This window comes from Actinophytocola sp., from assembly GCF_050699915.1.
Lineage (GTDB): Bacteria > Actinomycetota > Actinomycetes > Mycobacteriales > Pseudonocardiaceae > Actinophytocola.
The window spans coordinates 1-18,441 of record NZ_JBOHGA010000123.1; the positions used below are offsets into that span (position 1 = coordinate 1).

Here is an 18,441-nt window from a genome sequence, read left to right on the forward strand (position 1 = left end):
GCTCGGAGGAGGTGATGATGTTGACGATGCTGCCCGGGCGGTTGTGCTCGCGCAGGTGGTTGACCACCGCCTGCATGAGGAAGAACGGCCCGCGCAGGTTCACCGCGACATGCTGGTCGAACAGCTCGGGGGTGGTGTCGGTGAGGCTTCCCCTTGTGGTCAGGCCGGCCGCGTTGACCAGGCAGTCCACCCGGCCGAACCGCTGGATCACGGTGTGCACGGCGGCCTGGCTCGCGGCCACGTCGGCCACGTCGGCCGCGCCGGCCGCTCGGCCGCTCGCGGAGCTGGACTGGGCGTGGCTGCGGTACGCGCCGATCTCGGTGGCCACGCCGCTGCTGGGTGCCGCCGCGTTCGGCGCGGTGCTGCAGGCGTCGGAGTGGTTCGACCTGCAGGGCGCGCTCTTCTCGACCGTCCGCGGCCTGTTCGGCGGGCTGCCGTTGGCCGGGCTGGTCGCCGTCCTGGTCGCGATCGGACTCGTCGTCGGCGTCGTCGGGTCGCTCCTGCTGTTCGTGGAGATGTGGTGGCAGTACCGGCTGACCCGGGAGCACGGCTCGCTGCGGGTGCACCGCGGCCTGCTCACCACTCGCTCGCTGTCACTGGAGCAGCGGCGGCTGCGCGGGGTCGACGTGTTCGAGGCTTTCGGCTCGCGGCTGGCCGGTGCCGCCCGGGTCGACGTGGTGGCGACCGGGCTGCGGGTGCGCTCGGGCAACGAGCGGGCCGACCCGAAGACGCTGCTGCCGGCCGCGCCGCTGGCCGTGGCGCACCGTGTCGCGGTCGACGTGCTCGGCGCCACCCCGCTGTCCGATGTGGACATTCGAGCGCACCCGGCGGCCGCGCGGGGCCGCCGGCTGCGGTGGGCCGTGTTCTCCGTGCTCGCGTTCGTCGCCCTGGTGGCCTTGCTCGGTGTGCTGCTCACGGTCGTGCTGGCGCACGTCGCGTGGATCGCCGCGGTCGTGCTGATGCCGGTGGCGGTCGCGCTCGCCCTCGACGACTACCGCAACCTCGGCCACGGCCTGTCCGGCGACTTCCTGGTGACCCGCTACGGCGCCGGCAGCCGGCACACGGTCGCCCTGGTGCGCGGCGGGATCATCGGGTGGACCGTGCGCAGCTCGCCGTTCCAGCGCCGCGTCGGCCTGGTCACCCTCGCCGCGACGACCGCGGCGAACACCGGCCAGTACCTCGTGCGCGACGTCGGCGAGAGCGAGGGCCTGACCTTCGCCGCGGCCGCGGTGCCCGACCTGCTCACTCCGTTCCTCGAACCGCGGCCAGCACGCTGACGTCCCGGCTGCCGAGCCGGGGAAGCGCCGCGCGGACCTCGCCGAGCGTGGCCGAAACGAACGGGGCCCGCGCGTGCTCGACGGTGAGGCCGAGGTCCTTGGCTGCGAGCTCGACCGGGTAGTGGCCGCCCGGGCCCGCCGTCCGCTCGACGAAGATCGACATCGGCCCGGCGGCGAGCAGTCCCTCGGTGAGGTCGGTCGGCAGGCTCAGCGCGACGCCGATCGTGCGCAGCTCCCCGAGCAGCGTGACGCCGCAGACCATCGCACTGATCGCGACGAGCTTCGCGGCCGCGCCGGCCCCTGGCCCGCCGCAGCGCCGGACCGTGCCCAGCGTTTCGAGGACTGGCGTCACGGCAGCGATGTCGTCGTCCGCGCCGCCGGCCAGGATCGTCAGCTCGCCGCGCGCGGCCATCCCGGTGCTGCCGCCGACCGGCGCGTCGACCAGCCCGACTCCGTCGGGCAGCCGGCTCGCGAGCGCGGCGAGGACTGTCGGGCCGATCGTGGACATCTCGACCAGCACGGCGCCCGGACGGATCGTCGACGCCACACCGTCGTCGCCGAGCACGACCGCCTCGACCGCCGCGGGCCCGGTGAGCATGGTGATCACGACCTCCGCACCGGCGGCCGCGACCGCCGGCGTGTCCGCCACTGTCGCCCCCGCGAGCGCGTCGGCCTTGGCGCGGGTGCGGTTCCAGACGGTCACCTGGTGTCCGGCCGTGCCGAGCCGGGCGGCCATCGGGGCACCCATGTGCCCGAGGCCGAGGAACGCGATGGTGGTCATGTCGCCGACGCTAGGCAGGCCGTCGACATGCGACAAGCGAATGTTTCGCATGGTAGATATGACGGATGGACATCGCTGGGCTGACGGCGTTCCGCGAGGTCGCCGTGCACGGCTCGATCACCGCGGCGGCGAAGTCGTTGCGGTACACACAGTCCGCCGTGTCCCGGCAGATCGCCGCGCTCGAGGAGTCGCTGGCGGCGCCGCTGTTCGACCGCGGCTCGCGCGGGGTGCGGCTCACCGACGAGGGCCGCCTGTTGCTCGGTCACGCGCAGGCCGTACTCGACCGGCTGGAGACCGCGCGCCGCGACCTGGCCGCGCTTCGTGACCTCGACGGCGGCCGGTTGCGCATCGGGGCGTTCGCCACCGCGGAGGCGGTGCTGGTGCCACGGGCCATGGCGGCGTTCCGGGCCGCGCACCCGCGCGTCGAGCTGTCCCTCGCCGACGGGGTGTCGGCGGCGCAGGTGGCCCGGCTGCGCGCCGACGAGCTCGACGTGGCCGTGCTGAACCTCCACTCCGGACAGTCGGCCGACGTGAGCGGGTTGGTGCTGCGACACCTGCTCGACGACCCGATCCTGGTGGCGCTGCCGGCGTCGCACCGGCTGGCCGGCCGGCGGACGCTGCGGCTGACCGAGCTGGCGCGGGAGAGCTGGATCGCGGGCTCGACGGCGGCGGCCGACCCGCTGATCGGCGCTTGCCTGCGGTCGGGCTTCCAGCCGGACGTGCGCTACGTGGTTCCGGAGTGGACGGCCAAGCAGGGCCTCGTCGCGGCCGGGCTGGGGGTCACGCTGCTGCCCGGCCTGGGGGCGGGCGCGGTGCGGCCGGACATCCTGGTCAAGCCGCTGCGCGCGGAGCCGACGCGCGGCATCTACGCGGCGACCGTCGAGGGGGCGTCCGGGGCGCCGGCGGTGCCGGAGTTCCTGACGCACCTGGTGGACAGCGCCACGGCGCTGCGCCGCGAGCTGTCGGCTATGGCTCGCTGACCGACTCGCTGACCGACTCGCTGACCGGCGAGTGCTTGCCGGGGCGTTCGAGGTAGGTGGCGTCGGGCTCGGCGAACCCGAACCGGCGGTAGAGGCCGTGCGCGTCCGCGGTGTGCAGCATCCACCGGAACTCGGCGCCGGGCCCCTCGTCGATCATGGCCCGGACGATCGCCGCGCCCACCCCGTGCCCGCGGGCCTCGTCGACGACGAACACGTCGGCGAGGTAGGCGAGCCCGACCCCGTCGGACAGGGCGCGGGCGAACCCGAGCATGGCGCCCCTGTCGGTCCGGTAGGCCCCGACCACCCGCCACGAGCCGGCGAGCTGGCGCTCCACAGTGGCCCGGTCGCGCCAACGGCCCCAGTAGGCCTGGGTGGACATGAACTGCCACACCACGTCGATGTCGATCCGGGCGATGTCGTCGTCGAGCTCGAAGTCCACGTGCCGATCGTGACGCGTTCGTACAAGCGGCGCCACCGGATTCCGGCGTAGCTTTCGGCACATGGAGCTGCACGAGATGATGGCAAGAGCCGGCGCGTCGACGGTCGAGGTGGCCCGCAACGTGAAGCCGGACCAGCTCACGGCGCCGACGCCGTGCCCGGAGTGGGACGTGCGCGCGCTGGTGAACCATCTGATGTTCTGGTCCGCGTTCCGCTCGGAGCTGGCCGCCCGCAAGCAGCAGGCGCCCGCCGACGACCCGGTCACCGAGGAGACCGACTTCACCGCCCAGCGCGACTGGCCGGGCACGCTGGCGCGCCAGCTGGACCGGGCGGTCGCGGCCTGGGCCGAGCCGGGCGCGACGGAGGGGAACACGGGCCTGGCCGGCGGCTCGATGCCGGCGCGGATGATCGGGATGATGATGGTGGGCGAGCTGGTCGTGCACGGCTGGGACCTGGCCCGGGCCACCGGCCAGACGATCGACACCGACCCCGCGACGCTGGCCACCGCCCACGAGATGGCCTCGGCGATGGGCGAGCAGGGCCGGCAGATGGGCGCGTTCGGGGCTGAGGTCGAGCTCCCCGAGTCGGCGCCGATGCTGGACCGGGTGCTCGGGCTGAGCGGCCGGAATCCACAGTGGACACCATGAGCCGGACACGCTCACGCCCGTAGCGCGCGGGGTAGCCGTGGCGCCACGACGCCACGGTCGGCAGCCAGCCCGACCGCGACCCGGGCCCACACCCCGACCTGGACCGACGCCGCCGGCTCCGAGGGGTCGGCGCCGAGCTCGCGCAGCACTCGCCGCGCGAACCGGTGTGCCGCCCTGTCGCCCAGCAGGTCGCCCAGCACGTGCCGAGCCGGGACGGCCGGTCGCCGGTAGACCGCGCCGAGCAGGGTCCACAGCACCGCCGAGGCCCGGCTGTCCAGGCCGGGTCTGCGCCGCACCGACAGGTGGGCCGCGTCGACCGCCGGGGCGGGGACGAAGCAGCGGGCCGGGATCCGCCGCGCCAGGCGCAGCTCGAACCGGGCCGCCCACCACGCCGACTCCAGGTCCCGCGGCCGCGTCGCGGCCAATCTCCGAGCCAGGCCCCACTCCACCACCAGGTCGGCCGTGGTGAGCCGACCGGGGACCGGGCTCAGCAGCCGGCGCAGCAGCGGAGTGGACACGGCGAACGGGATGCTCGACACGACCGCGAAGTCCCGGCGCGGCAACCGGACCGAACGCAGGTCCGAGTGCACCACGCGCACCGAGGGCCGGTCCGCGAACCGGCGGCGCAGCGCTCGCACGAAGGCGTCGTCGCGCTCGATCGCCAGCACGCGGGCGCCGGTCGCGGCCAGCGGCGCGGTGAGGGTGCCCGGGCCGGCCCCGAAGTCGATCACCAGGTCGCCGGGACCGACGCCGGAGCCGCGGATCAGGGACTCGATCACCCGGGGACGGGAAAGCAGATGGACACCAGGAGACGTCGCACGCATGGGGGAACCGCTCCAAGCACGTAGGAGAAGACAGAGGTGCGTGGAGACAGCGGCGGACGCCGAAGGAGGAGAGGAAGAATCAGGCCGCCGCTGTCAGCGACGGCGCAGCCTTATCGAAGCGACTCCCATACCGACCACGCTACGCACGCGGTCGACCGAATTAAGCTCGCCGCATGGTCGACGTTTTGGTCGTCGGCGGCGGCATGGCCGGCGTCTCGATCGCCTACGAGCTCGCCGCGCACGCGAACGTCCTGCTGGTCGAGGCCGAACCCGCGCTCGCCACGCACACCACCGGGCGCTCGGCCGCGATCTACGCGCCCACCTACGGCGGCCCCACGGTGCGCAGGCCCACCGCCGCGAGCGGGCCCCGCTTCCGCGCGCTCGAGACCGAGCTCGACACCCCGCCGCTGCTCACGCCGCACACGGTGCTCTGGCTCGGCGCCGACGACGAGGGCGCCGCCCACCTCGACCGGCTGCCCGCCGAGCGGATCAGCCCCGCCGAGGCCCGGCTGCTCTGCCCGATCCTGAGCCAGGTCGTGGCCGCCGCGTACGACGACGAGGCCAGCACCATCGACGTCATGGCCCTGCACGACGGCTACCGCCGCGGTCTGCGCGAGCGGGGCGGCGAGGTCCGCATGGCCAGCCCGGTCACCGGCATCGCCCGCGACGGCGCCGGCTGGCGGGTGGCAGCGGGTTCGGAGACCACCGCCGTGGACGTCGTCGTGAACGCGGCCGGCGCCTGGGTCGACGAGCTCGCCGCGAAGGCCGGCGTCCCGACGATCGGCCTGCGGCCCCTGCGCCGCACCGCCGCGATCGCGTCCGGTGCGCAGCCGATCGACCCGGCCTGGCCGCTGGTGTGCGACGCCGCCGACCGGTACTACTTCCGCCCCGAGGGCCGGCGGCTGCTGATCTCGCCGTCCGACGAGACGCCCAGCGAGCCCTGCGACGCCAAGCCCGACGAGCTCGACGTGGCGCTCGCCATCGAGCGCATCAACGCCGACACGACCCTGGAGCTTCGCCGCGTGCACACCGCCTGGGCCGGGCTGCGCTCGTTCGTCGCCGACCGGAGCCCGGTCGTGGGCGCGTGGCCGGACCAACCGGGGTTCGCGTTCTTCGCCGGGCAGGGCGGCTACGGCATCCAGATGGCCCCGGCACTCGCGGCGCTCGGTGCCGCCGTCGTGCTGGGCCACCCGGTGCCGGACGACATCGACGTGCCGGCGCGGGACGTGTCGCCGGGAAGATCAGCGAACTAGGGTGGAGCCCACGAACATGATTCGAAGATGCTCGTCCAGGACTGCGGGCACGGGTCGAGCTTCGAATCGTGTTCGGTGATGAAAGGGAGTCCAATGGCGGACATCGCGGCGCGCCTCGGCGAGATCGTCGGCGCCGAGCACGTGCTCTCCGGCGACGCGATCGGCGAGGACTACACGCACGACGAGACGCTGACCGTCGAGGCGGTCCGGCCCGCCCACGTCGTGCGGCCGGGCAGCGCCGACGAGGTCGCCGCCGTCCTCACGCTGGCCGCCGAGACCGGCACGCCGGTCACCGCCCGCGGCAGCGGCACCGGCCTGTCCGGTTCGGCCACCCCGCGGGCGAACGGCGTCCTCGTGTCGTTCGAGCGGATGAACAAGATCCTCGAGGTCGACACCGAGAACCACGTCGCGGTCGTCCAGCCCGGCGTCACGCTCGCCGAACTGGAGGAGCGCACGAAGGCCGACGGCCTGTTCTACCCGGTCTACCCGGGCGAGCTCTCCGCCAGCCTCGGCGGCAACGTCGGCACCAACGCAGGCGGCATGCGCGCGGTCAAGTACGGCGTCACCCGCCACCACGTGCTGGGCCTGCAGGCCGTGCTGCCCACCGGCGAGGTCATCCGCACCGGCGGCAAGTACGTCAAGGCGAGCACCGGCTACGACCTCACCCAGCTGATCGTCGGCTCCGAGGGCACGCTCGCGCTGGTCACCGAGGCGACGCTCAAGCTCCAGCCGCGGCTGTCCCACCAGGCCACGATCCTCGCCCCCTTCCCCGAGCTCGCCACGGTCGCCCGCGCGGTGCCGCGGATGGTCGGCAGCGGCCTCGGCCCGCTGATCCTGGAGTACATCGACGCGTTCACCATGGGCGCCATCACCTACAGCGCCGACCTGCAGCTGGGCATCCCCGACGAGGTCCGCGACAAGGCACAGGCCTTCCTCGTGGTGATGCTGGAGGACAACGCGCAGAGCCGGCTCGACGAGGACGTCGAGGCGGCCGGCGCGCTGCTCGGCGAGCTCGGCGCGCTGGACATCTACGTGCTGCCCGGCTCGGCCGCCCGCAAGCTGATCGAGGCGCGCGAGAAGGCGTTCTTCACCGCCCGTACCGCCGGCGCCGACGACATCATCGACACCGTGCTGCCGCGCGCCGCGCTGCCCGAGTTCTTCGCCAAGGTGCTCCAGATCGCGCAGGGCCACCAGACCCTGGTCGTCGGCTGCGGTCACGCGGGCGACGGCAACGTGCACCTCGCGGTGTTCCAGAAGGATCCGGAGGTGCGGCACAAGGTGCTGCACGAGCTGTTCGCCACCGGCATGTCGCTCGGTGGCGCGATCTCCGGCGAGCACGGCATCGGCCACGAGAAGAAGCGGCACTTCCTGGAGCTGGAGGATCCCGACAAGGTCGAGCTGATGCGCCGGATCAAGGGCGCGTTCGACCCGAAGGGCGTCCTCAACCCCGGCGTCCTCTTCGACTAAGGAGAACTTCATGAACGGCGCGCAGGCGCTGCTGCGGACCCTCGTCGACGGCGGCGTCGACGTCTGCTTCGCCAACCCCGGCACGTCCGAGATGCACTTCGTCGCCGCACTGGACTCGGTGCCCGAGATGCGCGCGGTGCTGACCCTGTTCGAGGGCACGGTTACCGGCGCGGCCGACGGCTACGGCCGGATGGCCGACCGGCCCGCGGCCACCCTGCTGCACCTCGGTCCGGGCATGGCCAACGGGCTCGCGAATCTGCACAACGCCCGCCGCGCGCACACCCCGATCGTCAACGTGATCGGCGACCACGCCCGCTACCACAAGGGTTTCGACGCGCCGCTCGAGTCCGACATCGACGCGCTCACCGGCTGGCTGCACGGCTGGTCCCGGACCTCGAAGACACCCGGCGAGCTCGGCGCGGACGCGGCGGCCGCGGTCGCCGCCGCGCGGGCCCACCCCGGCCAGCTCGCGAACCTGGTGCTGCCGGCGGACGTGTCCTGGTCGGACGGCGGCGTGGTCGGCGAGCCGGAGCTGGTGGCGCCGCCGGTACCGGTAGACGACAACCGCGTCGCCGAGATCGCCGGGATCGTGCGCGGCGGTGAGTCGACCGTGCTGCTGCTGGGCCACGGCACCACCCGGGAACGCGGGCTGGTCGCGGCGAGCCGGATCGCCGAGGCCACCGGGGTGAAGCTGTTCGCCGAGACGTTCCCGGCACGCATGGAGCGCGGCGCGGGGCTGCCCAACATCGAGCGGCTGGGCTACCTCTCCGAGCAGGTCCAGTGGCAGCTCACCGACGTCGAGCACCTCGTGCTCGTCGGGGCGAAGTCGCCGGTCTCGTTCTTCGCCTACCCCGGCAAGCCCAGCGAGCTGGTGCCCGACGGCTGCCAGGTGCACGTCCTGTCGGTGCTCGGCGAGGACGGCACGGGCGCGCTCGAGCACCTCGCCGACGAGGTCGCCGCGGACACCAAGCCGGTGCTGCAGGAGCCGTCCCGGCCCGCCGTGCCGAGCGGCCCGCTCACCCCGCAGAACTGGACCGAGGTGATCGGCGCACTGCTGCCCGAGCGGGCCATCGTGTCAGACGAGGCCATCACGTCCGGGCTGATGATCCCGATGACCACCGCCGGCGCCCCGCGCCACGACGTGCTGACGCTCGCCGGCGGCGCGATCGGCCAGGGCCTGCCGGTCGCGGTCGGTGCCGCGGTCGCCTGCCCGGACCGGCCGGTCGTCTGCCTGCAGGCCGACGGCAGCGCGATGTACACGGTGTCGGCGCTGTGGACGATGGCGCGCGAGGGCCTGGACGTCACCACGGTGCTGCTGAACAACCGGTCCTACGCGATCCTGCGGATGGAGCTGTCGCGCACCGGCGCCGAGGGGGCCGGCCCGCGGGCGAACCAGCTGCTGGACCTGTCCGGTCCGGATCTGGACTTCGTCGCACTCTCGCAGGGCATGGGCGTACCCGCGACCCGCGCGACCACGGCCGAGGAGCTCGCGGACCAGTTCGCGAAGGCCCTCGCCGAGCCCGGTCCGCACCTGATCGAGGCGATGGTCCCGTCGCTGGTCTGAGGAGGCCTCCTTGTTGATGCAGAACCTGGCGGTGCTGGTGTTGGCCGGCTTCGTCGGCTTCGCGGTGATCTCGAAGGTGCCGAACACCTTGCACACGCCGCTGATGTCCGGCACGAACGCCATCCACGGCATCGTCGTGCTCGGCGGTTTCATCGTGCTGGGGCAGGGTGCTGACGGAGTGCTGAACAAGATCCTGCTGGTGATCGCGATCGCGTTCGGCACGATCAACGTCGTCGGCGGGTTCCTGGTGACGGACCGGATGTTGGGGATGTTCAAGGAGAAGAAGGACGTCACGAAGTGAGCGAGCTTGCGAGCGAACCGTTGACACAGAGCGACCGTGAACGGCGACACGGAGCCTGCGAGGGGTCGTCGTGAGTTGGGTTCAGGACGACGCCTTTATCCAGTCGCTGTACATCGTCGCGTTCGCGCTGTTCATCTACGGCCTCATGGGGCTGACCGGCCCGCACAGCTCGGTGCGCGGCAACAAGATCGCCGCGCTCGGCATGGCGGTCGCGGTCGGTGCCACGCTGCTGACGCCGGGGCTCGGCAACTGGTGGCTGATCCTGCTCGGCGTGGCGATCGGCACCGCGGTCGGCGTGCCGGCCGCGCGCAAGGTGCGGATGACCGCGATGCCGCAGATGGTGGCGCTGTTCAACGGCGTCGGCGGCGGGGCGATCGCGCTGATCGCGTGGGTGGAGTTCCGCGACACCGACGGGTTCTCCCATCAGCCGGCCTACGTCGCGGTGGCGTCGCTGTTCGCGGCCATCGTCGGGTCGGTCTCCTTCTGGGGCTCGAACATCGCGTTCGGGAAGCTGCAGGAGATCATGCCGGGCCGGCCGATCAGCGTCGGTCGGCTCCAGCAGCCGCTGAACCTGCTGATGCTGCTGGTCGCGGTGGCGCTCGCGGTGATCGTGGTCGCGGGTGGGCAGTCCGAGTGGCTGATGGTCGGGCTGCTGCTCACCGCGTCCGTGCTCGGCGTGCTGATGGTGCTGCCGATCGGCGGTGCGGACATGCCGGTCGTGATCTCGCTGCTGAACGCGGCCACGGGACTCTCGGCGGCCGCGATGGGCCTGGCGCTGGACAACACCGCGCTGATCGTCGCCGGCATGATCGTCGGCGCGTCCGGCTCGATCCTGACGAACCTGATGGCGAAGGCCATGAACCGGTCCATCCCGGCGATCGTGGCGGGCGGGTTCGGCGGCAACGGTTCGGGCGGCGGCGGTGTCGTCGAGGCCGGCGACCGGGCGGTGCGCCGGACGAGCGCGGCGGACGCGGCGATCCAGCTCGCGTTCGCGCGGCAGGTGGTCGTGGTGCCGGGCTACGGGCTCGCGGTCGCGCAGGCGCAGCACGCGGTGCGGCAGCTGACCGGCCTGCTGGAGCAGAAGGGCGTGTCGGTGGCGTACGCGATCCACCCGGTGGCGGGGCGGATGCCGGGGCACATGAACGTGCTGCTCGCCGAGGCCGACGTGCCCTACGAGCACCTGCAGGAGATGGACGCCATCAACGACGAGTTCGCCCGCACCGACGTGACACTGGTGATCGGCGCGAACGACGTGACCAACCCGGCGGCCCGCACCGACCCGAGCTCGCCCATCTACGGCATGCCGATCCTGAACGTGGACGAGAGCCGCTCGGTGATCGTGCTCAAGCGGTCCATGCGCCCGGGCTTCGCGGGCGTGGACAACGAGCTGTACTTCGACCCCCGCACGAGCCTCCTGTTCGGCGACGCGAAGTCGTCGGTGCACGACATCACAGAGGAGCTCAAGGCCCTCTGATTCGGGGTTCAATGAGTACATGACCCGCGAGCTTGAGAAGGCGCCCGTCGAGCCGGATCCGGGGTTGTTCGGGCCCGACTCGGTGAGCTGGCAGTTGCACGCTCAGCCGGCGATGTGGCTCGCCGGGGTGCGCAGCCTCTACCTGCAGGCGCTGCACCCGCGCGCGGTCGCCGGCGTGGTGCAGAACTCCGACTTCCGCACCGATCCGCTCGGCCGGCTGGTCCGCACCGCGAACTTCGTCGGCGCCACCACCTACTGCACGCGGACCGAGGTCGCCGAGCGCGCGGCCCGGGTCCGCCAGGTCCACCGCGAGCTGCGGGCCGTCGACCGCGACACCGGCGCGCGGTTCCGCATCGACGAGCCGGGGCTGCTCCTGTGGGTGCACTGCGCGGAGGTCTCGTCGTTCCTGTCGGTGGTGCGGCGCGCCGGCTTCCCGCTCACCGCGGCGCACGCCGACCGCTACCTCGACGAGCAGCGGGTGTCCGCCTCGCTGGTCGGGCTGGACCCCGACGAGGTGCCCGGGTCGGTGGCGGAGATGACGGCCTACCTGCGGCACATGCGGCGGGGCCTGCGCCGGACCGAGGACACCGACGAGATCTACCGGTTCCTGCACCGGCCGCCGGTCCAGGGTGCGCTGTCGCTGGGCCTGCTCGCGTACGAGCCGATGGTCGGGCACCTGGGGTACTCGCTGCTGCCGAGGTGGGCCGCGGCGCTGTACGGCCGGCGCGCGTACCCCGGGCCGGTGGCCACCGCGGCGCTGCGCGGGGTGTCGGTCGGCGTGCGGACGTTCCTGCGCAACACCGCGCGGCTCAGGAAGGACCCGCAGCTGGGCCGGCTCGAGCCGCACCCGCTGTGGGCGGTCCAGCGGATGGGCGACTGGGCGACCCCGTCCGCGGAGCGATTACCGGGCTAGGAGTGGGCTTCCTGGAAGCGCATGACCAGCGCCTGGGGGACCCGGCCGCGGTCGGCGACGGTCTCGCCCTGGCTGCGCGCCCACTCGCGGACCGCCTGGACGTCCGGCTTGCCGTTGGACGAGCCGTTGAGTGCGGCGGCGGCCTTGCCGGGCGACTTGCGGCCGCCGGTGCGCCGGGCGTGCCCGACGAACTCGGCGAGCGTGTCGCGCAGCCGGGCGGCGTTGATGGTGGACAGGTCGATGACGAACTCGACCCCGTCGAGCGCGAAGGCCACCGACTCGTCGGCCGTCCCGCCGTCGAGATCGTCGACCAGCTCCAGAACGGTCTTCTGCGCCACGGGGTCCTCCACGGGGATGTGAGACGGGCACAACGAGAATAGCGGCCATGGTCCTGCCGGCGAGGCAGGACGCCCCGGTGTGCCGTCCGGCTCACCCTCGAGGCGTTCTACAGACTGCGCGGATGACACCGGCTGCCTCGCGATCGGCGTGCTCATGGCGCTGACCCACCGACGCGCACCGGCTGGTCCGCCCGTTCCTCGCCACCGGCGTCCTCGGCGGCTTCACGACGTTCCCCACCTGCGCCGTCGAGGTCCGCGCGCTGCTGCGTCCGGAGTGGATGGTCCTCGCCGCGGCCTACCTCGCCGGCACCGTGCTAGCCGCACGGGCCGCGACGGCGGCCGGCTCGGCGCTGCTCGGCGCGCTGGCCGGCGTCTAGGGCGCGGTCAGGTTCAGCGCGGCGTCCGCCAGCTTCACGAGGTTCGCGTCGTCGGGGGTGGACGGGGCACCGATCCACACCGCCTGCACGAGCTTCAGGCTGTTGCCCTCCCGGCCGCTCGCGTAGGCGGCCGACTCGAAGAACGGCTTGTGCTCACCCGGCCAGGCCTCGCCCTCCGCGGACGGGTCGACGATCGCGCCGCTGCCCGGGCGGTCGACCAGCTGGTTCAGGTCGGTCGCCGAGCCGCTCTGCTGGAAGCGCAGCACGGACACCAGGATCGCCGCCGTCTTGCCGTCCGCCTTGGACTCGAAGCGCATCCGGACCAGTTCCTCGCAGCGGTTCTGCCGCAGGTAGACCTGCACGTCGCCGTAGGCGTGCTCGGCGCAGTCGGTGTCGGTGGTCGAGCCCTTCGGCGCGAACGCGACGCCGTTGATCTCCACCGAGTCGCCGCGCTGCTGGGTGGACTCGGTCCGGCCGTCGCCCTCGTCGGTGTCGCCGGCGGACGCGACCGCGAACACGATCCCGGTCAGCAGCAGCATCGCCACCAGCACCGCGGCGCCCACCGGCAGCCAGCGCAGCTGCGAGCCGGACCCGGCTCGCGCCGGCCGGGTCGGGCGCGGCTGCCGCGGCTCGATGATCTTCGGGATCACCATCGTGCTGGCCGCGGACAGGTCGGGCTGCACGGTGTCGGTGAACCCCTCGGCCTCGAGGTCGAGCGCCGCGATCGTCGTGTTGTCCGGCTCCAGCGCGGTGAGGATGGCGCGGGCCTGCGCCACCGTGCACGGCCGCGGGTGGGTGGCGAGCTCGCGCGCGGCGGTCAGCAGCGTCATGGGTTCGGGGTGCAGCACGCGCACGCCGCGCAGCAGGTCGGACGTGGGCTGCTCGACCTTGGAGACGTAGGGCCCGACCGCGATCACCGTGCCGACCGGCAGCGGCTCGACCCGCGCCTCCTCGAGGTGGCGGTTGATCGTGGCGACGGTCTCCATGACCTCCGACGCCGGGTTGACCGCGCCGTCGGGCCGGACCAGGGGCCAGCCGTCGGTCTTCCACTGGGCGGAAAGCGGTGCCTCCAGGCGGACCGCGGGATCGGGCAGGTCCACGCCGACGACCACCAGCACACCGCGCGGCAGCAGGACGATCGCGTCCACCGGACTGTCGCCCGCGGGCTGGCAACCGAGCAGCGCGACGCCGCCGACGACTCCCTCGCCGCGACCCCAGGACGCGAGCGCGGCACGGACGTCGGCTCCGACCTCAGAGGACTCTCCGCCCAGCCGGATCAGCCGCACGCCCACACCTCCCCGATCGCCCGATGACAGAACCCTTCCACCGTATCTGGGTACGCGCGCCCGGCGAGTCGCGACCGGGTGATTTCGGGCCGGTATGGCGGGAAGGCGAGTGCGCAGGGCACAATGGTCACGAACAGCAACAGATGAGTGCGCTGGCCGCCGTGGCGAGGACGTAGGGGAAGACGGTTCCTCGTCGATCAAGCGGAGGTCAGCAGTGAGCACTCGTGGCGTGGTGTACGTCCACTCGTCGCCGTCTGCGGTATGTCCGCACGTCGAGTGGGCGATTTCGGGCACCCTTGGAGTCCGGGCGAACCTGCAGTGGACCGCGCAGCCCGAGGCGCAGGGACAGCTCCGAGCGGAGTGCGGCTGGACCGGCGAGCCCGGCACCGGAGCAAAGCTGGTGACCGCGCTGAAGGCGTGGCCCATGGTCCGCTTCGAGGTCACCGAGGAACCGAGCGAGGGCGTCGACGGCGAGCGGTTCTGCTTCGTGCCGACGCTGGGCCTGTGGCGCGCCCGCACCTCGGCGAACGGCGACATCGTGGTGGGCGAGGACCAGCTACGCGCGATGGCGACGGCCAGCCGGGCCGGGGAGGCGTTCGCCCACAAGGTCGACGAGCTGCTCGGCGCTTCCTGGGACGCCGCGCTCGAGCCGTACCGGCGGGCCGGTGACGGGGCCCCGGTGACCTGGTTGCACCGCGTCGGCTGAGCCCGATGTGACACCCTCTACGGGTGCCGCCCGACCGACCCCGTCAACGTCAGCTGTGGTTGCTGCCGGTGCTGCTGATCACGGTGATCGCCACCGCGGTGGGGGGCTTGTTCGCGCGCATGTGGTACGACGAGCCCGCCTCGGCGTCGCCGCCCGCGGTGATCCCGTCGTCGTCGGCGGTGCCGCAGGACGACCAGCCCGGCTCCGGCGTTGTGAAGGCCACCCCGGACGCGACCGGCCATCCCATGTACGACACCGTGCGCGAGCTGCTGCAGCGCTACTTCGACTCGATCAACACGAAGGACTACGCGGCCTGGCAGGACACGGTCATCCCGGAACGGGTGGCGCGCCAGCCGGAGGGCAAGTGGCTGGCGGACTACCGCACCACGCGGGACGGCAACATCGTGATCTACCGAATCGAGCTGGCCGAGGACGACTCGGTCCGAGCGCTGATGACGTTCACGAGCACGCAGGACCCGAACGACGCGCCGCAGGAGCTGCCGGAGGCGTGCATCAACTGGAGCGTGGTCTTCCCGCTGATCGAGCGGGACGGCGAGTGGCGGATCGACTCCTCGCCGGCCAGCGCGTCGCCGCAGCACGAGGCCTGTCCCCAGTCCTGAGCCAGTCCTGAACCGCCTCGCCGCCGAGTCACTCGACGGCGAGGCGGACGGGGGACGTGATGGTCAGGCCGCGGTGAAGGCCAGCGCCACGTTGTGCCCACCGAAGCCGAACGAGTCGTTCACCGCCGCGGTGAGCTCCATCTTGCGCGGCTCGCCGGCGACGACGTCCAGCCCCACCTTCGGGTCCTGGTTCTCCAGGTTGCGCGTGGCCGGGATGACGCCGTGGTAAATCGAGAGCAGCGTCACGATGCTCTCGACCGCGCCGGCGCCGCCGACCAGGTGTCCCATCGCGCTCTTCGGCGCGGTGAGCACCACGTGGTCGCCGATCGCCTTGCTGATCGCCACGGCCTCCCCGATGTCGCCCACCACGGTGGACGTCGCGTGGGCGTTCACGTGCCCCACGTCGGCCGGGGACAGGTTGGCGCTGCGCAGCGCCCCGGTGATCGCGTTGATCTGGCCGATGCCCTCCGGGTGGTTGCCCGTGATGTGGTACGCGTCGGACGTGATGCCGGTGCCGGCGAGGCGGCCGTAGATCCGCGCGCCGCGCGCCCGGGCGTAGTCCTCGCGCTCCAGCACGAGCACCCCGGCACCCTCGCCGAGCACGAACCCGTCCCGGTGCACGTCGAACGGCCGGGACGCGCGGTCCGGCTCGTCGTTGCGCAGGGACAGCGTCCGCGACTGGGCGAAGCCGGCCACGGTGATCTGGTGGATGCACGCCTCGGCGCCACCGGCCACGACCACGTCGGCCCGGCCGGACTGGATCATCTGCCACGCGGTGGCCAGGCCTTCGGCGCCGGACGCGCAGGCCGACGCCGGGGAGTGCACCCCGGCGCGGGCCATCAGCTCGATGCTGACGTGCGCGGCCGGCCCGTTGGGCATGAGCATCGGCACGGTCAGCGGCGAGACCTTGCGCAACCCCTGGTTCTCCAGCAGGTCGTCCTGGTCGAGCAGCGTGACCGGTCCGCCGATGCCGGTACCGATGGCGACGCCCAGCCGGTCGGGATCGACCGGCTGGCTGTCCTCGGACGGCATCTCGTAGCCCGCGTCGGCCCACGCCTGGCGGGCCGCGATGATCGCGATCTGCTCGCAGCGGTCCAGCCTGCGCAGCTGTACGCGGGGTAGCACCTCCGCCGGCTCGACGGCCAGCTTCGCGGCGAGCTTCGCCGGCAGGCCGTACTTCTCGACCCACTCGGCGTCGTTGACGACGATGCCGTTGCGGCCGGCGATCAGCGCATCCCAGGTGGACGTGACGTCACCACCGAGCGGCGTCGTCGCGCCCATGCCGGTGATGACCACATCGACCGTGCTCATGGCCCCTCCGTCTGGCTAGCGGTGTGTCAGGCGTTCTTGGAGACGTAGCTGACCGCGTCCCCGACGGTCTTGAGGTTCGCGAGCTCCGCGTCCGGGATCTTCACCTCGAAGCGGTCCTCTGCCTGCACGGCGATCTCGACCATGGACAGCGAGTCGATGTCCAGGTCGTCCACAAAGGACTTGTCGGCGGTGACCTCGTCGGCCTCGACGCCGGCGACCTCTTCGACGATCTCGGCGAGACCGGCGAGGATCTCTTCCTCGGTGGGCTTGTCGGCCATGGGGCTCTCTCTTTCTCTTGTCGTACAGCGGAAAACTACGGGCAGATCACGACCTGGCCGGCGTAGGACAGCCCCGCGCCGAACCCGATCAGGAGCGCGACGTCGCCGGAGTGCACCCGGCCCGCCGCTCGCATGTGGTCCATCGCCATCGGGATGGACGCGGACGAGGTGTTGCCGGAGGTGACGATGTCGTCGGCGACGACCATGTCCTCCCGCGCGCCGTGCTTGCGCAACCGCTTCGCGATCGCCTCGACGATGCGCAGGTTCGCCTGGTGCGGAACCAGGACGTCCACGTCGGACGGCTCCAGGCCGGCCAATTCGAGCGCCTGCAGCGCGATCGGCGCGATCTTCGTGGTCGCCCAGCGGAAGACCGACTGGCCCTCCTGGTAGATGTGCCTGCCGTTGGGCATCGTGATCGAGTCGACGAGGTCACCGGCGGTACCCCAGGCGACCGGACCGATGCCCGGCTCGTCGCTCGGGCCCACCACCGCGGCGCCCGCGGCGTCGGCGAAGATGATCGCGGTCGACCGGTCGACGGGGTCGACGATGTCGGTGAGCTTCTCCGAGCCGATCACCAGCACCCGGCGGGAGGAGCCGGCGCGCACCATGTCGGATCCGGCGGCGAGCCCGTAGCAGAACCCGGCGCACGCGGCGTTGAGGTCGAACCCGCCGGCCCCCTTCACCCCGATCAGGTCGGCGACCTGTGCGGCCGCGTTGGGGATCGGCGTGGTGGAGGTGCAGCTGGCCACGATCACGGTGTCCACATCGGACGGTGAGAGCCCGGCGGCGGCGATCGCCTTCGAGCCCGCGTCGACCGCCATCGACACCACGGTGTCCGCCGGCCCGCCGAAGCGGCGCTCGGCGATGCCCACCCGGTCGCGGATCCACTGGTCGTCGGTGTCCATGATCTTGGCCAGGTCGTCGTTGGTGACGACGCGCTCGGGCTGGGAGCTGCCGAGCCCGAGGATGCGCGTGCCGGCGACGGTCCTGGCCTGACGAAGCTTGGTCATTCTGTCGCCTCCCCGGTGTCGCCGGCGAGTGCCGCGGCCACCTTGTCGAGATCTGCCGGCTTCTTCAGCCCGATGATCGTGACGCCGGAGAGCTCGCGCCGGGCGAGCCCGGTGAGCGCGCCGGCCGGCGGCAGCTCGGCGAGCGCGTGCGTGCCCCGCTCGGTCATCGTGGCCATGCAGGCGTCCCACCGCACCGGCAGCGTGACCTGCTGGACCAGCCGGTCGAGCATCTCGGTGCCGCTCGCCACGGCCTGCCCGTCGGCGTTGGACAGCAGCGTGTGCGCGGGGTCGGCGACCGCGATGCCGGCGGCCCGATCGCGCAGTGCCTCGCGGGCGGGCTCCATGTAGTGCGTGTGGAACGCGCCGGCGACCTTCAGCTTGATGACCTTCTTCACGAAGTCGGGCTTGCTGTCGACGATCTTGTCGACGGAGTCGAGCGTGCCGGCCGCCACGATCTGGCCGGCGCCGTTCATGTTGGCGGGCACCAGGTCGAAGTCCGCGAGCCAGTCGACGACCTGCTCGGGCTCGCCGCCCATGACCGCGGCCATGCCGGTCGGCGCCAGCTCGCACGCGGCGGCCATCTCCCGGCCGCGCAC

22 protein-coding genes are annotated in these 18,441 nt (G+C 72.6%); 12 read left to right on the plus strand and 10 right to left on the minus strand.

All coding sequences use genetic code 11. The features are described 5' to 3' along the window. A partial coding sequence (locus ACRDSK_RS20800) for an SDR family NAD(P)-dependent oxidoreductase (protein ID WP_431442880.1) occupies positions 1-328 on the minus strand: 328 nt, incomplete at its 3' end. Here ACRDSK_RS20800 and ACRDSK_RS20805 point away from each other — a divergent pair. Further along, positions 321-1,277 carry a PH domain-containing protein gene (locus tag ACRDSK_RS20805; protein ID WP_431442881.1) on the plus strand — a complete coding sequence of 319 codons (957 nt, stop codon included), beginning with the start codon at positions 321-323 and terminating at the stop codon, positions 1,275-1,277. The genes ACRDSK_RS20800 and ACRDSK_RS20805 overlap by 8 nt on opposite strands. Here ACRDSK_RS20805 and ACRDSK_RS20810 read toward each other — a convergent pair. After that, on the minus strand, positions 1,243-2,058 hold the full coding sequence (locus tag ACRDSK_RS20810; RefSeq protein WP_431442882.1) for an NAD(P)-dependent oxidoreductase: 816 nt from the start codon (positions 2,056-2,058) through the stop codon (positions 1,243-1,245). The genes ACRDSK_RS20805 and ACRDSK_RS20810 overlap by 35 nt on opposite strands. A 65-nt stretch (positions 2,059-2,123) precedes the next feature. Between ACRDSK_RS20810 and ACRDSK_RS20815 the strand changes: the two genes are divergently transcribed. Continuing rightward, positions 2,124-3,038 (plus strand): LysR family transcriptional regulator, encoded by a 915-nt coding sequence (locus ACRDSK_RS20815; protein ID WP_431442883.1) that lies wholly within the window; start codon positions 2,124-2,126, stop codon positions 3,036-3,038. Here ACRDSK_RS20815 and ACRDSK_RS20820 read toward each other — a convergent pair. Continuing rightward, entirely contained in the window at positions 3,025-3,417 is a 393-nt protein-coding gene (locus ACRDSK_RS20820) for a GNAT family N-acetyltransferase (RefSeq protein ID WP_431442900.1), read from the minus strand. The genes ACRDSK_RS20815 and ACRDSK_RS20820 overlap by 14 nt on opposite strands. Positions 3,418-3,538: 121 nt before the next feature. Between ACRDSK_RS20820 and ACRDSK_RS20825 the strand changes: the two genes are divergently transcribed. Continuing rightward, on the plus strand, positions 3,539-4,123 hold the full coding sequence (locus tag ACRDSK_RS20825; protein WP_431442884.1) for a TIGR03086 family metal-binding protein: 585 nt from the start codon (positions 3,539-3,541) through the stop codon (positions 4,121-4,123). 11 nt (positions 4,124-4,134) lie between these two features. On the opposite strand, the gene ACRDSK_RS20830 is transcribed toward ACRDSK_RS20825, so the two are convergent. Next, positions 4,135-4,947, minus strand: coding sequence for an rRNA adenine N(6)-methyltransferase family protein (locus tag ACRDSK_RS20830; RefSeq protein ID WP_431442885.1), 813 nt, complete (start codon positions 4,945-4,947; stop codon positions 4,135-4,137). Positions 4,948-5,120: 173 nt separating this feature from the next. Between ACRDSK_RS20830 and ACRDSK_RS20835 the strand changes: the two genes are divergently transcribed. From ACRDSK_RS20835 to ACRDSK_RS20860, 6 genes are all read left to right on the plus strand, one after another. Next, positions 5,121-6,200 carry an NAD(P)/FAD-dependent oxidoreductase gene (locus tag ACRDSK_RS20835; protein ID WP_431442886.1) on the plus strand — a complete coding sequence of 360 codons (1,080 nt, stop codon included), beginning with the start codon at positions 5,121-5,123 and terminating at the stop codon, positions 6,198-6,200. A gap of 93 nt (positions 6,201-6,293) precedes the next feature. After that, positions 6,294-7,667, plus strand: a complete 1,374-nt coding sequence (locus ACRDSK_RS20840) for an FAD-binding oxidoreductase (RefSeq protein ID WP_431442887.1) — start codon at positions 6,294-6,296, stop codon at positions 7,665-7,667. 10 nt (positions 7,668-7,677) lie between these two features. Continuing rightward, complete coding sequence (locus tag ACRDSK_RS20845; RefSeq protein WP_431442888.1) at positions 7,678-9,231, plus strand: acetolactate synthase large subunit; 1,554 nt, start codon at positions 7,678-7,680, stop codon at positions 9,229-9,231. A 10-nt stretch (positions 9,232-9,241) separates the two neighbouring features. Next, complete coding sequence (locus ACRDSK_RS20850) at positions 9,242-9,532, plus strand: NAD(P) transhydrogenase subunit alpha (protein ID WP_431442889.1); 291 nt, start codon at positions 9,242-9,244, stop codon at positions 9,530-9,532. Positions 9,533-9,602: 70 nt separating this feature from the next. Further along, entirely contained in the window at positions 9,603-11,006 is a 1,404-nt protein-coding gene (locus ACRDSK_RS20855) for an NAD(P)(+) transhydrogenase (Re/Si-specific) subunit beta (protein ID WP_431442890.1), read from the plus strand. 19 nt (positions 11,007-11,025) lie between these two features. Beyond that, positions 11,026-11,919: an oxygenase MpaB family protein gene (locus ACRDSK_RS20860; protein WP_431442891.1), complete on the plus strand. Its 894-nt coding sequence runs from the start codon at positions 11,026-11,028 to the stop codon at positions 11,917-11,919. Here the strand turns inward: ACRDSK_RS20860 and ACRDSK_RS20865 are convergent. Next, entirely contained in the window at positions 11,916-12,257 is a 342-nt protein-coding gene (locus tag ACRDSK_RS20865) for a histone-like nucleoid-structuring protein Lsr2 (RefSeq protein ID WP_431442892.1), read from the minus strand. The genes ACRDSK_RS20860 and ACRDSK_RS20865 overlap by 4 nt on opposite strands. Positions 12,258-12,439: 182 nt before the next feature. Here ACRDSK_RS20865 and ACRDSK_RS20870 point away from each other — a divergent pair, with 182 nt between their 5' ends. Then, positions 12,440-12,634, plus strand: a complete 195-nt coding sequence (locus tag ACRDSK_RS20870; RefSeq protein WP_431442901.1) for a CrcB family protein — start codon at positions 12,440-12,442, stop codon at positions 12,632-12,634. On the opposite strand, the gene ACRDSK_RS20875 is transcribed toward ACRDSK_RS20870, so the two are convergent. Beyond that, entirely contained in the window at positions 12,631-13,920 is a 1,290-nt protein-coding gene (locus ACRDSK_RS20875) for a hypothetical protein (protein ID WP_431442893.1), read from the minus strand. The two genes, ACRDSK_RS20870 and ACRDSK_RS20875, sit on opposite strands and share 4 nt — an antisense overlap. Before the next feature lie 214 nt (positions 13,921-14,134). Here ACRDSK_RS20875 and ACRDSK_RS20880 point away from each other — a divergent pair, with 214 nt between their 5' ends. Then, the gene (locus ACRDSK_RS20880; RefSeq protein ID WP_431442894.1) at positions 14,135-14,626 is read left to right on the plus strand and encodes a DUF3145 domain-containing protein; all 492 of its coding nucleotides are present in this window, start codon (positions 14,135-14,137) and stop codon (positions 14,624-14,626) included. 23 nt (positions 14,627-14,649) lie between these two features. Then, positions 14,650-15,246, plus strand: a complete 597-nt coding sequence (locus ACRDSK_RS20885) for a hypothetical protein (protein WP_431442895.1) — start codon at positions 14,650-14,652, stop codon at positions 15,244-15,246. Positions 15,247-15,309: 63 nt separating this feature from the next. Here ACRDSK_RS20885 and ACRDSK_RS20890 read toward each other — a convergent pair whose 3' ends face one another. The 4 genes from ACRDSK_RS20890 to ACRDSK_RS20905 form a co-directional block, all read right to left on the minus strand. Further along, on the minus strand, positions 15,310-16,557 hold the full coding sequence (locus tag ACRDSK_RS20890) for a beta-ketoacyl-[acyl-carrier-protein] synthase family protein (RefSeq protein ID WP_431442896.1): 1,248 nt from the start codon (positions 16,555-16,557) through the stop codon (positions 15,310-15,312). 26 nt (positions 16,558-16,583) lie between these two features. Next, a complete protein-coding gene (locus ACRDSK_RS20895; RefSeq protein ID WP_431442897.1) occupies positions 16,584-16,835 on the minus strand; it encodes an acyl carrier protein in 252 nt (83 codons plus the stop codon). Between the two features lie 35 nt (positions 16,836-16,870). Further along, entirely contained in the window at positions 16,871-17,845 is a 975-nt protein-coding gene (locus tag ACRDSK_RS20900) for a beta-ketoacyl-ACP synthase III (protein ID WP_431442898.1), read from the minus strand. Next, the coding region (locus ACRDSK_RS20905) for an ACP S-malonyltransferase (protein WP_431442899.1) at positions 17,842-18,441 on the minus strand (600 nt) is incomplete at its 5' end. The genes ACRDSK_RS20905 and ACRDSK_RS20900, both read right to left, overlap by 4 nt.

Excerpts from the sequence above, each read along its gene's own strand:
- ACRDSK_RS20810 (WP_431442882.1), bottom strand. The coding sequence starts at position 2,058 with ATGACCACCATCGCGTTCCTCGGCCTCGGGCACATGGGTGCCCCGATG.
- ACRDSK_RS20815 (WP_431442883.1), top strand. The coding sequence starts at position 2,124 with ATGGACATCGCTGGGCTGACGGCGTTCCGCGAGGTCGCCGTGCACGGC.
- ACRDSK_RS20820 (WP_431442900.1), bottom strand. The coding sequence starts at position 3,417 with ATGTCCACCCAGGCCTACTGGGGCCGTTGGCGCGACCGGGCCACTGTG.
- ACRDSK_RS20825 (WP_431442884.1), top strand. The coding sequence starts at position 3,539 with ATGGAGCTGCACGAGATGATGGCAAGAGCCGGCGCGTCGACGGTCGAG.
- ACRDSK_RS20830 (WP_431442885.1), bottom strand. The coding sequence starts at position 4,947 with ATGCGTGCGACGTCTCCTGGTGTCCATCTGCTTTCCCGTCCCCGGGTG.
- ACRDSK_RS20835 (WP_431442886.1), top strand. The coding sequence starts at position 5,121 with ATGGTCGACGTTTTGGTCGTCGGCGGCGGCATGGCCGGCGTCTCGATC.
- ACRDSK_RS20840 (WP_431442887.1), top strand. The coding sequence starts at position 6,294 with ATGGCGGACATCGCGGCGCGCCTCGGCGAGATCGTCGGCGCCGAGCAC.
- ACRDSK_RS20845 (WP_431442888.1), top strand. The coding sequence starts at position 7,678 with ATGAACGGCGCGCAGGCGCTGCTGCGGACCCTCGTCGACGGCGGCGTC.
- ACRDSK_RS20860 (WP_431442891.1), top strand. The coding sequence starts at position 11,026 with ATGACCCGCGAGCTTGAGAAGGCGCCCGTCGAGCCGGATCCGGGGTTG.
- ACRDSK_RS20890 (WP_431442896.1), bottom strand. The coding sequence starts at position 16,557 with ATGAGCACGGTCGATGTGGTCATCACCGGCATGGGCGCGACGACGCCG.
- ACRDSK_RS20895 (WP_431442897.1), bottom strand. The coding sequence starts at position 16,835 with ATGGCCGACAAGCCCACCGAGGAAGAGATCCTCGCCGGTCTCGCCGAG.
- ACRDSK_RS20900 (WP_431442898.1), bottom strand. The coding sequence starts at position 17,845 with ATGACCAAGCTTCGTCAGGCCAGGACCGTCGCCGGCACGCGCATCCTC.